Consider the following 16127-nt stretch of genomic DNA (forward strand, 5'->3'; position numbering starts at 1 on the left):
ACCCCCTACATGCTATGATGGCTTTATTTAACCAAACGGCACTGGAATGCAGTAAATTGATCACCGAGCACTACAGCACGTCGTTTACGCTCGGTATCAAAACACTGGACCGTAAGTTTCACCTGCCCATTTACGCCATCTACGGCTTTGTGCGCTATGCTGACGAAATCGTGGATACGTTTCACGACTTCGACAAGAAAGAGTTGCTCGACAAGTTCCGGTATGATACCTACGAAGCCATTGAGAAGGGAATCAGCCTGAACCCGGTGCTTCAGTCATTCCAGCTGGTGGTTCGGCAATACAGAATAGAGCGCGAGCTGATCGACGCCTTTCTGAAAAGTATGGAGATGGATCTGTATTTTCAGGAATACGACGATAGCGGCTACAACGAATACATTTACGGCTCGGCCGAGGTAGTTGGGCTTATGTGCCTGCGCGTATTCTGCGAGGGCGACTGTGCCGAATACGACCGGCTTCGCGAGTCGGCCCGGAAGCTGGGAGCCGCTTTTCAGAAAGTAAATTTCCTGCGCGATGTCAAAAGCGATTATCAGGAACGCGGCCGGACCTATTTTCCGGGCGTTGATTTCAATGATTTCTCACGCGATGCCAAGCAACTGATTGAAGACGATATTCAACGCGACTTCGACGAGGCTTATATCGGTATCATGAATCTGCCCAAAGGTGCGCGCATGGGCGTGTATCTGGCCTACACTTACTACCAAACCTTGTTCAACAAGATTAAGGCGCTGCCTGTGACGAAGATTCAGAACGAGCGGGTGCGGGTTCCGGATACCACCAAAATTGCCCTGCTGGCTCAAACCTATTTGAAGTACCGGCTCAATGTGATTTGAGGTAGGCAAGCTAAATGCCACTATCTTTGCTGAAAATAGCTTTTTCAGTACGTATGGTAGCAGCGGTAGCCCCCGGCAGCGAGGTAAGCACAAAATATGAGGCCGTCATTGGCCTGGAGGTGCACTGCCAGTTATTAACCGAGTCCAAGATTTTTGCGGCCGACGCCAACGTCTTCGGGTCGGAACCCAACACCAACGTGAGCGTTATCACGCTGGCGCACCCCGGCACCCTGCCCAAACTAAACCGGAAAGCTGTCGAATACGCCATTCGGATGGGCCTCGCCTGTGGTTGCGACATTACCCGGTTCAACGTTTTTGCCCGAAAAAACTACTTTTACCCCGACCTGCCCAAGGGCTACCAGCTCTCGCAGGACAAGACCCCGATCTGCGTGGGTGGCCGCATCCGAGTAAAACTCAAAGACGAGAACGGAAAGCCTACCGTAGATCATGACGTGCTGATTCACCACATTCACCTGGAAGAAGACGCCGGGAAGTCGATTCACGACGAGGGTACCTCTACCAATCTGGACTACAACCGGGCCGGTACGCCACTCATCGAGATGGTGACCGAACCCTGCATTCAATCGGCCGAAGAAGCGGGACAGTACCTCACTGAGGTGCGGAAACTGGTTCGGTACCTGGGTATTTGCGATGGAAATATGGAAGAGGGATCGCTGCGTTGCGATGTTAACCTGTCTATCCGGCCAAAGGGCGCTACTCACCTCGGTACCAAAGTTGAAGTAAAAAACCTCAACTCGATCCGCAATGTGCAGCGGGCGGTCGAGGCTGAGTTTCGGCGACAGGTTGAGGCTACCGAAGCGGGCGAACCAATCCGGCAGCAAACCCGCACGTTCGACGCCAACACGGGTCTCACACACGCCATGCGCGAGAAAGAGACCATGAACGACTACCGGTATTTCCCCGATCCAGACCTGGCTCCGCTGGTGGTGTCTGACGAGTGGTTGTCGGCCATTGAAGCCTCCATGCCTGCTTTGCCGGCCGCCGTATTTCAGAAACTAACGACCCACTACGGCCTACCCGAGTACGACGCTACCCAACTTTCGGACGCCCGCGAACTGGTCGACTATTTTGAGGCTGTTTGCGCCCAGACGTCCAACTATAAGGCCGTATCGAACTGGCTCATGGGCCCCGTACGGGCGCAACTCAGCGACCGGACACTACGCGAGCGCCAGTTTCCGGTATCGGCCGGGCAGTTGGCCAGCCTGATTACGCTCATCGATGACGGAACGGTGAGCCAAACCGCGGCTCAAACGATCTTCGGCCTCTTAATTGAAAACCCCGAAAAAACACCCGCCGAACTGGCCAAGGCCCACGGGCTGGAGCAGAACCGCAATACCGACGCCCTGCAAACGTTGGTAAGTGAGGTGTTGGCCGCCTGGCCCGATAAAGTTGCCCAGTACCAGAAAGGCAAAAAAAACCTGCTAGGTTTGTTTGTTGGTGAGGTGATGAAAAAGTCAAAAGGATCGGCAGACCCCAAGTTAGTCAATCAATTAATTGTCAACGAATTGTCGAAGTGACTATGAACGTAAAGCAACTTTTTGGCCTACTTCTGTCGGCGTTTGTGCCTGCTGTGGCCGCTATGGCCCAAACAGCACCCGTTCAGAAAGAAATTAACCTGACGGGCAAAGTACGGAGCGCCAGCCCCGGCAACATGGTGTATCTGGAGACCAACGGACAACCCGCCCTCCGGCTCGATTCAGCTAAGCTCGACCGCAACAACCAGTTTACGATTAAGTCGCGCATACCCGACGGCGGGGGCGTGTATCTGGTCAATATTGCCGGTGGCCAGAAAGTGGTGCTCCTGCTCGAAGGTGGCGAAACCCTCAATATCACGGCCGACGGTTTCCAGACCGATCTGAAAACGGGTAAAAAAGGGCAGGCCGTGGTTACGGGCTCCAGGAATATGGAGTACTACGGCAAACTGATGAGTATGTACGAGGACATCCGGGCTAAAAGTACCGCCTGGCAAAACCAGTATAACGATGCAGCCGCCAAGCGCGACCAGAAAAAAATGGACGCGATTATGGCTCAGTCTGATGCAGCATCTAAAGAGTTTACGGATAAGGTAAAAGCGTTGTTGCCCGAAATGGGTACCTCACTGGCGGCCTTATTTGCCACCAATTTTCTGAGCGTCGATACCGATTTCCCCACGCTTGATAAGTTGGCACGCCGGTTTGAAAGCGAAAACCCTAACAGCCCGCAGGCCAAAGGATTTATTGGTAACATCGCCCGGATTCGGGGGTTGATGACCGGCTCGGTGGCACCCGACATTGCCCTGAACGATACCACCGGTAAAGCCGTACCACTGTCGTCGCTACGGGGCAAGTATGTGCTTGTTGATTTTTGGGCGAGCTGGTGCGGGCCCTGCCGGATGGAGAATCCCAACGTAGTGCGGCTGTACAACAAGTACAAAGACAAAGACTTCACCATCTACAGCGTATCGCTCGACCAAAGCCGCGAAAACTGGGTAAAGGCCATTCGGAACGATAACCTCACCTGGACACACGTTTCGGACCTGCGCTACTGGCAGTCGGCTGCGGCTCAGCAGTACGGAGTAACGGGCATTCCGAAGACCTTTCTGCTCGATAAAGAGGGGAAGATTATTGCCAAAGACCTACGCGGCCCGGCACTCGAACAAAAACTTGAAGAGATTCTAAAATAATGAGCAGGAGGAGAAAGGAGACAGAACGTACGGTATTCTTTCTCCTTTTTTATTACCGCCTTTTTCCTTTTCCCACTTTATGAAAATTGCAATTGTTGGTTGTGGTAACATGGGTATGGCCTTCGCCAAGTCGTTTCTTCAGTACGATCTGGTAAAGAAAGATGACCTGTTACTGATTGAAAAAAGCACCGAACGGTCGCAGGCGCTCAAGGCCGAAAAAGCCGGAGTTGTGGTCGATACCATCGGGCCACGCGTAGCGGAGTATGATCTGGTTATCCTGTCGGTGAAACCCCAGGATTTTGGCGGGGTGTGCGATGCACTAGCCGCCGTGATCAAACCGAATCAGGTGGTCCTGTCGATCATGGCAGGGATTCCGATGAGTCAGATTCAGCAACGGCTCAATCACCCGCTGGTAATCCGGGCCATGCCCAACACGCCCGCTATGCTCGGTATGGGTATTACGGGCTTCACGGCGGCCAAAGAGGTAGACCTGACCAACCTGCGCCGGGTTGAGAACCTGATTAATGCTACCGGGCGGTCTATTTTTCTGGAAGACGAAGCCATGCTCGATGCCGTTACGGCACTGAGTGGCAGCGGCCCCGCTTACTTTTACTACGTGGTTAAAGCTATGGTAGAGGCCGGCCGACAAATGGGTTTCGACGAGGGTGTGGCCACGCTGCTGGTGAAACAAACGATGCTCGGCTCGTTTCACCTGATCAACAACGCCGATAAATCGCTCGACGACCTGATCAAAGCCGTCGCGTCGAAAGGAGGAACCACCGAGGCTGCCCTGCGTCAGTTCGAAGCTGGCTCGCTGGCCGATACCCTGGTGGCCGGTATCCGGGCGGCTCAGGTACGCGCTCAGGAACTCTCGAACGGCTAATCTCTTTTGGATTGTTGGTGTTGGTTTGTAGATTGGCGTTCCGTGTGCACGCCCTTTTGCCTTCTATATGAAAGCCCTCATTGTCTGTACCAATCACAAAGATTACCCAACCAAGCCCCACAAAACCGGACTTTGGCTGAGTGAACTTACCCACTTTTACGACGAAATCGCCGACCGAAACTTCACCATCGACATTGCCAGCCCACACGGTGGCTTTATCCCGATTGATGAGCGGAGCCTCGACCGACGCGATAACATCAATGAAAAATGGTACCAGAACCCCGAGATTCGCCATAAACTGGAAAACTCGGTCAGCCTCGCCGACGTTGCAACGGAGCCGTATCAGCTGCTGTACCTAACCGGTGGGCATGGCACCATGTGGGACTTTCCCGATAACCCACAGCTACAGGCCATCACCCGGCGCATTTACGAAACCGGCGGTATGGTATCAGCGGTGTGTCACGGGGTTTGCGGGTTGCTCAACGTCCGGCTCTCAGACGGCAGCTATCTGCTCAACGACAAGCAGGTTACGGGGTTCTCGAATATGGAAGAAAAGCTGGTGCGTCTGGACGAAGAAGTACCGTTTTTGCTCGAAGATGAGCTAAAGAAAAAAAACGCACACTATAGCAAGGGGCTAATCCCGTTTCTGCCTCACCTCGAAGTGGATGAGCGTCTTGTGACGGGGCAAAATCCACTCTCGGCCCGGAAAGTAGGCCGTAAAGTGCTGGAAGAAATGTTTGAAAAATAAGATTAGGGCGGGCTCCTTATCGGCTACCCGCCCTAATACCTGTGTTTACTTTCTCAATCGTTGCCCAAACGACGAAGCCAAAGCCTCGCGTAACATACGGAGGTGTTGTTCATTGAGCACATCGGCTCCAATAAACGAGATATGCCCTTGCTCAATCATCCACTCGGCCATTTGCCGGGCCGTTTGCCCATGACGGCCAAGTAACGAGCTCATATCCAGCTTAAAGAGCGTTCCGCGGTTTCGGAGCAAGCGCACCCAATCGCGGTTGTTCTGCAAATAGATATACCGTTCGGGATGCGCCAGTACCGGCATCAATCCGCGTGCATTAAGCATATCGGTCACATCGTACCAGGTATCAGGAAAGCTAATCAACGACGTTTCGATGAGCACCAGCGACCGAGGGGCGTCGATATACGTCCCAAACGGTAACAGCTCACTGCGGTTGTCGAGCATAGTCAGAAACCCATCGTCGATGTAGTACTGAGCTGCCGTATCAATATAGACCATCAGCCCCTCGTCGAGGAGTCGATGCTGAAGGGTATGTGCTGCTGTTCGTATCTGCTCCGGCGTTGCCCCATAAAAGCGATGCATGATATGGGGGGTCGCCACAATTCGCTTAAATCCAAGCCGACTGAGCTGACGAACGATTGAGACACTCTGATCGAGCGTTTCAGGACCTCCCCCCAGCCCGGGCAGGATATGGCAGTGAATGTCTGTGGTGTTCACCGACAGTGAGGTAGACCGGGGAGCCGGCCTTCGTGAGCGCGTAAGGAAAGAAAACGACATAGGCATGCGTTAAGTAAGAGCCGCAGAGTTTAAGTAAGAGCCTCACGATTTTATGGGGGGTTAGTTGGGTAAAACCTCATTATACATGAACTATGCCAAAATAAAAAAGCAGAGCCTCACGACTCTGCTTTTTTTGAAAAAGAATTGATTTAGGCTAAACCATCGCATGCGGAAACAGGCTCCGCAGCGTGGGCAACTCCTGATCTTTGTCCGAAACAATCGGATTGGTAATGCCCCAGTCAATGTTAATATCCGGGTCGTTCCAAATCAGACCACCCTCGGCCTGCTTGTTATATACATTCGTGCACTTGTAGCTAAAAATACAGTCTTCAAGAGCCACAAAGCCGTGCGCAAAACCAGCCGGAATCCAGGCCATATTGCTCAGAGCAGCATCCAGCAGAAATGTCTCGTACCGGCCAAACGTGGGTGAGTCTTCCCGGAGGTCAACGGCCACATCGAGTACTCGGCCGGTGATCACCCGTACCAGTTTTCCTTGCGCAAACGGCTCATTCTGAAAATGAAGCCCCCGCAAAACGCCCTTTACCGAAAATGACTGGTTGTCCTGCACAAAGTTCATGGGCAAGCCCAATGACTCAAACAACGGCTTGTTGTATGTTTCTAAAAAGTGTCCTCGTTCGTCTTTAAATACGCGTGGAATCAGTTCAATCAGCCCCTCGATCGACGTTTGGCGAACCTGCATAAATCAGTTCTAATTAGATGAAAATCCGGTAATTGGTACAAAACTACGAAAGCCCAGTCGTAGTTCGTACCTTTGACGACATGACTTTTCGTTAATCCGTTGCATGACTGCCGAAGAACTTTCCCAAATTATTTACCGGAAACGGTCATACCTCTGCGTAGGGCTGGATACAGATATTCGTAAGATCCCATCGCACCTGCTGAACGAGCCCGACCCTGTTTTTGCATTTAACCGGGCTATCATCGACGCCACCGCCCCGTATGCCGTAGCCTACAAACCCAATATTGCCTTTTACGAGGCTATGGGCCCGCGCGGTTGGGAGAGCCTTCAGAAAACAATCGACTACATCCCGGCCGATTGCTTTACTATTGCCGACGCCAAGCGGGGCGATATTGGCAATACCTCAAGCCTGTACGCCCGTACGTTTTTTGACCCCTCGGCGGCCGGTCTCAATTTCGACTCCGTAACGGTGGCCCCGTACATGGGCCGCGATTCGGTTGTCCCGTTTTTGGAATATCCCGGCAAATGGGTCATTCTGCTGGCCCTAACTTCCAATGCCGGTAGCGCCGATTTTCAACGCCAACCCGTAGGCGAGCAGGAATTATTTGAAGTTGTGATGGAAACCGCCCAAACCTGGACCACGCCCGACCAACTGATGTTTGTGGTAGGGGCCACACAAACCGACCAACTGGCACGTATCCGCGAAATTGCCCCCGATCATTTTCTGCTTGTTCCGGGGGTGGGCGCTCAGGGCGGCTCACTCGCCGAGGTATCGCGGATAGGCCTCAATAGCCGGGGCGGGTTGCTGGTCAATGCTTCCCGGAGTATTCTATACGCATCGGCCGGGCCCGACTTTGCCGAGCGGGCAGCCGCCGAAGCGCAGGCACTACAAACCGAAATGGCCAGCTATTTATAAACGTTTCTGGCCGTCGGTTCGTTATTCAGGTTAGCCGCACTGACTAGGTTGGTGCGGCTAACTTTATCTAAACGAACGACTTCCCGACCGTATGCTTCGGTACGTATACCTGGCGGGGTGGCTCCTCAGCTCCTCGCTCCTTCTGGCCCAGCCAGCCCCTAAAACCTCGGCACCAAAAACGCCCGCCAAAATCACCAAAGGCCCGGCAGGTTTAACCTCTCCCATTCCGTTCGACCCGACTGTGAAGGTGGGCAAGCTGCCAAACGGCCTTACCTACTTTATCCGCAAAAATTCCGAGCCCAAAAACCGGGCTGAATTGCGGCTGGTGATCCGGGCCGGATCGGTACTCGAAAACCCCGACCAGCAGGGACTCGCTCACTTCATGGAGCACATGGCCTTCAACGGCACCAGGAATTTCCCTAAAAACGAACTCGTTAATTTTCTGCAATCGTCGGGCGTACGCTTTGGTGCCGACCTGAATGCGTACACCAGCTTCGACGAAACCGTATATCAGCTCCCTGTACCCACCGACTCCGTCCAGCTTTTCGAACGGTCGTTCCAGATTCTGGAAGACTGGGCACACAATGCGCTGCTCGATTCGGTCGAAATCGAAAAAGAACGGGGGGTTATTCTGGAAGAAGCCCGGCTCGGGCGTGGGGCGCAGCAACGCATGCGCGACAAGTACTTTCCGCTTATCCTGAACAACTCCCGGTACGCAAGCCGGCTACCCATTGGTAAAGACAACATTATCAGCAGTTTTCGACCGAGTTTACTCCGTGATTTCTACCGCGACTGGTACCGTCCCGACCTGATGGCGGTAATTGCCGTGGGCGACTTCGACGAAAAGCAGGTGGAAGCCATGATCCGCGAAAAGTTCGGCCGGATTCCCAAGCCTGCTGCCAACGCCAAAGCCCGGCCCGAGTACGGCATCGAACCCCACAAAGACACTAAAGTCGTAGTGGTGACCGACCCCGAACAGCCAAACACCATTGTACAGGTGATTTACAAACGGCCCGAAATAAAAGAACGGACCATTGGCGACCTGCGCGACGGTCTGCAACGGAGCCTGTTCAACGCCATGCTCGGAAACCGGATTCAGGAGCTGACCCAGAAAGCCAATCCACCCTTTGTGTTTGGGTTCAGTAACTACGGTGGTTTTCTGGGAAATCTGGATGCATTCTCGTCGATAGCCGTACCCAAAGATGCCGGCAGTGTAGAGGTGGCCATTCGGGCGGTGCTCGACGAAAACGGCCGCGCCCGGCGTTTCGGCTTTACCCCGACCGAACTGGCTCGGGCCAAGCAGGAGTTGCGCACCGGCGTTGAGCAGGCCTATCGTGAGCGCGACAAAACCCGGTCGTCGTCGCTCGTGGGGCAGTACGTGCAGTACTATCTGGAGGGCAGCCCTGCTACAGGTATTGACTTTTATTACCAGTTTGTGAATAAGTACCTCGATGGGATTCAACTGAGCGAGGTAAACAAACTGGCAGGTACGTTTATCGGCAACGAAAACCGGGCGGTCGTGATTATGGCCCCCGAAAAAGACAAAGACAAACTCCCGAGCGTAGAGCAGGTAATTCGGGTCATTGACAATGCGGGCAAAGACCTGACGGCCTACGTTGATCAGACGGTTAATAAGCCGCTGCTGGCTACCAGCCCAACCGCAAAACCCGTGGTAGGCGAAAAGCAGGTTGCCCCCATCGGCGTAACTGAATGGACCCTGGGCAACGGTGCCCGCGTGGTACTGAAACCCACCGACTTCAAAAACGACCAGATTCTTTTTGCCAGTGTTAGCTACGGGGGTACATCCCTGTACGATTTGAAGGACTACATGAACGCCCGGTTTGCATCAACTCTTATCGGGCAGGGCGGCACCGGGCCGTTCAATCAGATTCAGTTAGGGAAATACCTGGCGGGTAAGTCGCTCAGTGTGAATCCATACATCAGCGAAATCAACGAAGGGGTCAGCGGTAGCACCACCCCCAAAGACCTCGAAACCTCTCTGCAACTGCTGTACAGCTACTTCACCCAACCGCGCAAAGACTCCGACGTGGTGCAGGGATTCCTGTCGAACCAGCGTAGCCTGTTGCAGAATCAGATTACCACGCCAACACCCCAGAAAGTGTTTCAGGACACGATTTCGGTAACGCTGGGCCAAAACAACCCACGCCGGCAACCCCTTGCCCCGACCGATCTGGACCAGATCAGCCTCGACCGGGCCGAACAGATTTACCGGGAACGGTTTGCCAATGCCGCCGACTTCACCTTTTTTTTTGTTGGCAACATCGACCCCGCCCGGCTCAAGCCTCTCGTGGAAAAATACATTGGGGGTCTACCCGGCAATGCCACTACCCCCCGGGAAAACTTCCGCGATCTGGGCATCCGAATTCCGGCCGGCAAGCTGAACAAAACGGTGTACAAGGGTCTGGAGCCCCGCGCTACGGTGCAACTCGTATTCAGTGGCGACCTCAGCTGGAGCCCCGAAACCACTACCCAAATCGACGCCCTGGCTGAAGTGCTCGAAATAAAACTCACCGAAAAACTCCGCGAGGAAGAGGGGGGCGTGTACACACCGGGCGTCAGTGGCTCGTACAGCAAGCTACCTGCGCAGCGGTACACCTTCCGGGTCGGTTTTGGCTGTGCGCCCGAAAACGTGGAAAAGCTCATCGGGAAAACCCTCGACGTGATCAACGAGGTGAAACAGAAAGGAGCCGACCCGAAAGACATTGACAAGTTCAAAGCCGAAAGCCGCCGGGAAACCGAAATTCAGTTGAAAGACAACAATTTCTGGCTGGGCTACCTCACCAATCAATATTTCAATCAGGACGACCCCACCGAAATTCTCCGGGAAGCCGAACAGCTAAACCGGGTCACTGTTGAAAGCACACGGGCTGCGGCTAATCAGTATTTGTCGGGCCAGAATCTGATTCGGTTTGTGCTTTTGCCCGAACGGAAACAGTAAGTCAAAATAAGAGACAAAAGAAGAAAGATCCCACACAAACTGGATAAGTGAGTATCTTCGCAGTCCGGTGAACCGGGGGGTACTTCTTCTTTTGTCAGAATCCCTGAATTACAAGTAGAAATTACAGCACGGGTATCTTTTGCCCCCGTATCAACACTCGTCCAAACGTCCACACGATGAAACCCTACGCTACATATGCCGCTGAGGAGTTAGCCCTCGACGATATGTTTATGCGGTGGGTACAACACCCCGACGACGACGAAGTGGCCTTGTTCTGGCAAACCTTCACAAAGCAACACCCCCACCGCCGGGCCATTGTTGAAGAAGCCCGCCGAATGGTCATCGACTGCTCGACGCCCCTGCCGGGTGCTATGGCAAACGACGAGATGGCGAACCTCTGGGAGCGGATTCGGGGCTCGTTGCGCGAGCTCGATGAGGTGAAACCCCTGCAACCCAGCATCCAGAAGGTAGTAACGTGGTGGTATTTTGGCCGCACCGTTGCCGCTGCACTGGGTTTACTCCTGTTTATTGGCTGGAGTTACTGGATCCACCGGAGCGATAAACTGCAAACCATTCGTTCGGGGAGTGCCCAAACCCGCATGGTGCGTCTCCCTGATGGCTCCAAAGCCCGGCTACAACCCAACAGTCAGCTGGAGTTTGTTCAGCAGTGGGTTGGCGAAATTCCGCGCGCTGTATGGTTACAGGGCGAGGCCCGGTTTTCGGTGGTACACAGCCCTAAAACGTCCACCTTTCGGGTGCACACCTCCGACGTAACCGTGGAAGCCACCGGCACCGAATTCTGGATTGGTCAACAGGCCGAAGGAACCCGCATCGGCTTACAACGGGGTACCCTTACCCTGTTGCTCAACGACGACGACCGGCGGGTGACCATGCACCCCGGCGACTCGCTCGAAGTACGGGGGCATCTGGTCTTTCCGCTTAAACTTTCGGTTGGTCAGTTGAACAAAGCTGTCAAACGATAAGCCCTCTGTACCACTGGGTAGATAATCGACCGCGCCTACTTTTTTAATCGCATTATTTCTGACAAAGTATATACATTTAACCAGCAGATGTCGCTGTGACGTGTCTGACACATCGAAACGGCACTGACTATTCCCGAATCCATCATGAAGGAGTCCGTACTCAACAGACGGCAGTTCCTCCAGTCAGCCGGCCTGTCGGCTCTGGCACTCTCGGCCGGAGCCGACGCCCTGGCCCTCCACTCGGCCCCCCACAAATCCGGTTTGCAGATTGGCTACTCGGCCATCACCTGGGGCGGCAACGACGCTCAGGCAATCAAAGACATTTCCGGGCTTGGTTTTCGGGGTATTCAGCTCCGGGCCAACGCGTTTGGGCCTTACCGGACTAAACCCTCGGAACTGAAAGCCATGCTCGACGCAGCCGGGCTACAACTGTGTATGTTTTCGAGCGGGAATGTCGAGATCGACCCGGCCAAAGAGCAAAGCACGATCGACCAGCATGTGGCCCACGCCAGCTTTGTGAAGGCATTGGGTGGCTCGGCCTTACAGCTCACCAACAACGTGCGGCCCAAAGATCGGCTACCGACTACGGATGAACTGAAGCGCCTGGCGGAGGTTATGAACAAAATTGGCCAGCAAACGGCCGATTTGGGCGTTCAGGCCGTGTACCACAACCACATGCACCAACTCGGCGAAACCCCCGAAGAGGTCGATGTAATTGTGCAGGCTATGAACCCGAAGTACATGCGGCTTCTGCTCGATATTGCCCACTACAGACAAGGGGGCGGCCTGCCGGAAAAAGCCGTGATTCAATACCGCGACATGATTCATTCGCTCCACCTCAAAGACACCATGTCGCCTATTACCGATGGAACAAACAACGGACGGGCGTATAAATTCGTTGAACTCGGGCGGGGTAATGTCGATGTGGCTGCGGTGTTTAAGGCCCTCGACAAAATCAAGTTTAAAGGCTGGGGTGTGGTTGAGCTCGACGGTGTTCCCGAAAAAGACAAAACGGCAGCTCAGTGTGCGGCCATTAGTAAAGAGTACATCACTAAGACACTAAAATTTAAGTTGTGAAATCGTTTTTGATCACCGGCCTCACTGGCCTCTTACTAACAGCTCTGATTGCCGCCGAGCGGCCACAATCGCCCAATACCCTGACCGCTAAAGAGAAGCGCGAGGGCTGGAAGTTGCTTTTCGACGGCAAGACCACCAAAGGCTGGCGGGGTGCGTACATGGATAAATTTCCGGCCAAAGGCTGGAATGTGGAAGATGGTACGCTATCCATTCAGAAATCGGATGGTTCGGAGTCGACTAACTTTGGCGACATTGTCACCGAGGGTGAATACAGCAATTTTGACCTTATGTTTGAGTTTCGGCTGACCGAAGGGGCCAACAGCGGGTTGAAATACTTTGTGGTTGAGCACAAACCCAAACCAGCCGGTTCGGCCTTCGGTCTGGAGTTTCAGGTACTCGATGATGCCAAGCACCCCGATGCCAAGATGGGCCGCAACGGCAACCGCACCGTGGGTTCGCTCTATGACCTGATTACTGCCCAGGGCAAGCAGGTAAACCCCATTGGTGAGTGGAACGCAGGCCGCGTACTCGTCAACGGTACCCACGTGGAGCACTGGCTCAACGGCAAAAAAGTGGTAGAGTACGAGCGTGGCAGCGAGGAATTCCGGAAGCTGGTTAGCATGAGCAAGTATGCTGCACCCGCTTACAACGCCAACGGTCGGTTTGGCGAAGCCCCCAAAGGCCACATTCTGCTCCAGGACCACGGCGACAAGGTGTCGTTCCGCAATATCAAGATTAAAACCTTGTAAGTCCGCTCACAACGGCTTAGTAAGGGTACGGGGTCTGGTTTCCAACGCGAAGCCAGACCCCGTTTTTGTTTATGTGGTTTGTATGGCTGCCTTTCCGGCAGGCTCTATTCCGCACAGTACATACAATACCGGTCTATGAGTGCATCTGGGTCATCCTTACGGGCTTACAGCCCCGAACAAATATGCTTTCGGACTCCACTCCAGGCAGTAGGAAGCCCCGGCTGCGCTCTTTTCAAGAGGCATAACATTCAGTGGCAAAACGTAGTCCTATCATGGAAAACCGTCGTGAGTTTATAAAAAAATCAGCATTGGCTGGCCTTGGCATGAGCTTCTCTGCCAGCAGCTACGCCCGTATTCTCGGCGCCAACGAGCGCGTTCGGGTGGGTATCATTGGGTTCTCTGACCGGTTCCGGCAGTCGCTTGCTCCGGCCTTTATGAACCACGCCAAAAACCAGAACTTTGCCTTCGTAGGTGTTTCTGACATCTGGAGCCGCCGTCGCGATGAAGCCGAGCAATTTCTGAAAGGCAAAAACTGGGCGGATTCGAATTTCTTCAAGTCGCGGAACAACGACGAGTTGCTCGACCGGAAAGACGTGGACGCTGTCATCATCAGCACCGCCGACTTTCAGCACGCGCTGCACTGCGTCGACGCGGTCGAGTCTGGGCGGGATGTGTACGTAGAGAAGCCGTTTGCTGAGTCACTGGAAGATGCCCGCAAAGCCCTCAAGGCCGTTGAGAAATCGAAGCGGATTGTGCAGGTAGGCTCGCAGCGCCGGTCGGCCCCCAACTACCATTCGGCCAATGACTTTATCCGGTCGGGCAAATTTGGCGATATCAGCATGGTTGAAATGACGTGGAACGTAAACCAGCCCGGTCGCTGGCGCCGGCCCAAACTCGTTGCTGAAATCCGGAAAGAAGACACCGACTGGAACCGCTACCTGCTGAACCGGCCGAAGGTGGAGTGGGACCCCCGCAAATATTTGGAGTACCGGTTGTTTTACCCTTACTCATCGGGGATTCCGGGACAGTGGATGTCGCACCAGATTGATACCGTTCACTGGTTTAGCGGCTACGAGCACCCCCGTTCGGTGGTAGCCAATGGCGGGGTGTACGTCTGGAAAGATGGCCGCGTAAACGCCGATACATTCACAGCAGTATTTGATTACGGCCCAGACAACGATAAGTCGAAAGGCTTCCAGGTACTGTATTCATCGCGGATGCACAACGAAGCCGGCGGTACCAAAGAATACTACTACTCGAACGGTGGTATGATCAACCTTGACACGAACAAAATCACGCCCGAGGGTGGTCTTCAGGCAGGTCCGGCCAGAGATATGGGTATGCAGGCTAACCTCTTGCCCGAAATGACGCTGGCCAACGCCACCAAAATGGAAACAGGTGCCAACACCGGAGCCGACCCGATGACCTCGCTCCACATGCTTAACTGGATGGAGTGCGTACGCAGCCGCAAAGAACCCAATGCCCCCGCACGGGCCGGTTTCAACCACTCGGTAGCCAACATTATGGCGACTACGGCCCTGCACACCGGTAAGCGGGTTGCGTGGGACGCGGGTAAAAGCGACATGATTCTGAGCTAACTTTTAACCGGCCGAATGGCACGCGGATGACGCAGATGTAGCCGATCAACACGGATTTCGTTCAGGAAATCGCTGTTGGTTAGCTCAATCCACGTCATTTGCGTGCCATTCCTTTTATCTGAAATTCATGAAAAAGATCCTATTCCTGTCATTAATCAGCTTGTCGGCCGTCGCACAAAACCGGATTCAGCTTCGTCACGACGAAGCCGCCAAGCGGGTAGAGGTTACCGTCGACGGTAAACCCTTTACGGCCTATATCTACCCCGGCCCGGCATCGCTCAAAAAAGCCGTTCTGTACCCCATCCGCACAGCGGGCGGTAACTTCATCACGCGTGGCTGGCCCCTCGACCCGCGCCCCGGTGAGCGCGTCGACCACCCGCACCACGTGGGTATGTGGCTGAACTACGGCGACGTAAACGGCCACGATTTCTGGAACAACTCGACCGATATTAGCCCCGACCATAAAGGTACCTACGGAACGGTTGTACATACGGGCGTGCAATCGATGAAGAGTGGGAAAGATCAGGCCGAACTGGTGGTGACAGCCGCTTGGCTCGACAAAGACAATCAGCCCATGCTCCGCGAACGCACAACGTATATTTTCAAAGGGAGCGGCAAGCAGCGCAGCATCGACCGGATTACAACGCTTACTGCACTGGGTAAAGACGTTGTTTTTAAAGACAACAAAGAAGGCATGGTTGCCATTCGGGTTAGCCGCGAACTGGAACACCCTTCAAACAAACCCGAAGTTTTCACCGACGCAAACGGGATCGCCACGAAAGTACCGGCTGCGGCAAGTGCCGGTATTACGGGAAAATACCACAGCAGCGAAGGTATTGAAGGCGAGGCTGTTTGGGGCACCCGCGCCAAATGGATGAACCTGACCGGTAAGATCAACGATGAAGATGTTTCGGTCGTTATCATGGATCACCCGAAAAACGTCGGCTACCCCACCTATTGGCATTCAAGAGGTTATGGCCTATATGCAGCAAATCCGCTGGCACCTTCGGTCTTGTCGAGCGGCAAAGACGCCCCCATGAACTATACACTCGGCGCGGGCAAATCAGTTACATTCCAATACCGGGTTGTAATTACATCCGGTCCGATCGACAACGCGAGCATTGAGGCTCAGAATAAGGCGTTTACAGGCCAATAAGGCCCATTTTGAGCTATTTAACATACTGGCATACATTT

The 16127-nt window shown here is 54.0% G+C and carries 14 protein-coding genes; 12 read left to right on the top strand and 2 right to left on the bottom strand.

Features of this window, described 5'->3' with window-relative positions:
* Positions 1-14 precede the first annotated feature (14 nt).
* From RUDLU_RS0111795 to RUDLU_RS0111815, 5 genes are all read left to right on the top strand, one after another.
* Positions 15-851 (top strand): phytoene/squalene synthase family protein, encoded by an 837-nt coding sequence (locus tag RUDLU_RS0111795; RefSeq protein ID WP_019988592.1) that lies wholly within the window; start codon positions 15-17, stop codon positions 849-851.
* 53 nt (positions 852-904) lie between these two features.
* On the top strand, positions 905-2389 hold the full coding sequence (gene gatB, locus RUDLU_RS0111800) for an Asp-tRNA(Asn)/Glu-tRNA(Gln) amidotransferase subunit GatB (RefSeq protein ID WP_019988593.1): 1485 nt from the start codon (positions 905-907) through the stop codon (positions 2387-2389).
* A gap of 2 nt (positions 2390-2391) precedes the next feature.
* Positions 2392-3534, top strand: a complete 1143-nt coding sequence (locus RUDLU_RS0111805; protein WP_019988594.1) for a TlpA disulfide reductase family protein — start codon at positions 2392-2394, stop codon at positions 3532-3534.
* 79 nt (positions 3535-3613) lie between these two features.
* On the top strand, positions 3614-4417 hold the full coding sequence (proC, locus tag RUDLU_RS0111810; protein ID WP_019988595.1) for a pyrroline-5-carboxylate reductase: 804 nt from the start codon (positions 3614-3616) through the stop codon (positions 4415-4417).
* 67 nt (positions 4418-4484) lie between these two features.
* A complete protein-coding gene (locus tag RUDLU_RS0111815) occupies positions 4485-5165 on the top strand; it encodes a type 1 glutamine amidotransferase domain-containing protein (protein ID WP_019988596.1) in 681 nt (226 codons plus the stop codon).
* A gap of 45 nt (positions 5166-5210) precedes the next feature.
* Here the strand turns inward: RUDLU_RS0111815 and RUDLU_RS28755 are convergent, their stop codons facing one another.
* Entirely contained in the window at positions 5211-5957 is a 747-nt protein-coding gene (locus tag RUDLU_RS28755) for a tyrosine-protein phosphatase (protein WP_342663136.1), read from the bottom strand.
* Positions 5958-6105: 148 nt separating this feature from the next.
* Complete coding sequence (gene rfbC / locus RUDLU_RS0111825) at positions 6106-6651, bottom strand: dTDP-4-dehydrorhamnose 3,5-epimerase (protein ID WP_019988598.1); 546 nt, start codon at positions 6649-6651, stop codon at positions 6106-6108.
* Between the two features lie 103 nt (positions 6652-6754).
* Between rfbC and pyrF the strand changes: the two genes are divergently transcribed.
* The 7 genes from pyrF (at position 6755) to RUDLU_RS0111860 (ending at position 16089) form a co-directional block, all read left to right on the top strand.
* Entirely contained in the window at positions 6755-7567 is an 813-nt protein-coding gene (gene pyrF / locus RUDLU_RS0111830) for an orotidine-5'-phosphate decarboxylase (protein ID WP_019988599.1), read from the top strand.
* A 91-nt stretch (positions 7568-7658) separates the two neighbouring features.
* Complete coding sequence (locus RUDLU_RS0111835; RefSeq protein ID WP_019988600.1) at positions 7659-10526, top strand: M16 family metallopeptidase; 2868 nt, start codon at positions 7659-7661, stop codon at positions 10524-10526.
* A gap of 176 nt (positions 10527-10702) precedes the next feature.
* Positions 10703-11509, top strand: a complete 807-nt coding sequence (locus tag RUDLU_RS27365) for a FecR family protein (protein WP_019988601.1) — start codon at positions 10703-10705, stop codon at positions 11507-11509.
* Positions 11510-11653: 144 nt separating this feature from the next.
* Positions 11654-12586, top strand: a complete 933-nt coding sequence (locus RUDLU_RS0111845) for a sugar phosphate isomerase/epimerase family protein (protein WP_019988602.1) — start codon at positions 11654-11656, stop codon at positions 12584-12586.
* On the top strand, positions 12583-13335 hold the full coding sequence (locus tag RUDLU_RS0111850; RefSeq protein WP_019988603.1) for a 3-keto-disaccharide hydrolase: 753 nt from the start codon (positions 12583-12585) through the stop codon (positions 13333-13335). Before RUDLU_RS0111845 ends, RUDLU_RS0111850 begins: the two co-directional genes overlap by 4 nt.
* A gap of 272 nt (positions 13336-13607) precedes the next feature.
* Positions 13608-14933 (top strand): Gfo/Idh/MocA family protein, encoded by a 1326-nt coding sequence (locus tag RUDLU_RS0111855; RefSeq protein WP_019988604.1) that lies wholly within the window; start codon positions 13608-13610, stop codon positions 14931-14933.
* A gap of 127 nt (positions 14934-15060) precedes the next feature.
* Positions 15061-16089: a DUF6807 domain-containing protein gene (locus tag RUDLU_RS0111860; protein WP_027302989.1), complete on the top strand. Its 1029-nt coding sequence runs from the start codon at positions 15061-15063 to the stop codon at positions 16087-16089.
* The last annotated feature ends 38 nt before the right edge of the window (positions 16090-16127 follow it).

The organism is Rudanella lutea DSM 19387 (assembly GCF_000383955.1).
GTDB classification, from domain to species: domain Bacteria; phylum Bacteroidota; class Bacteroidia; order Cytophagales; family Spirosomataceae; genus Rudanella; species Rudanella lutea.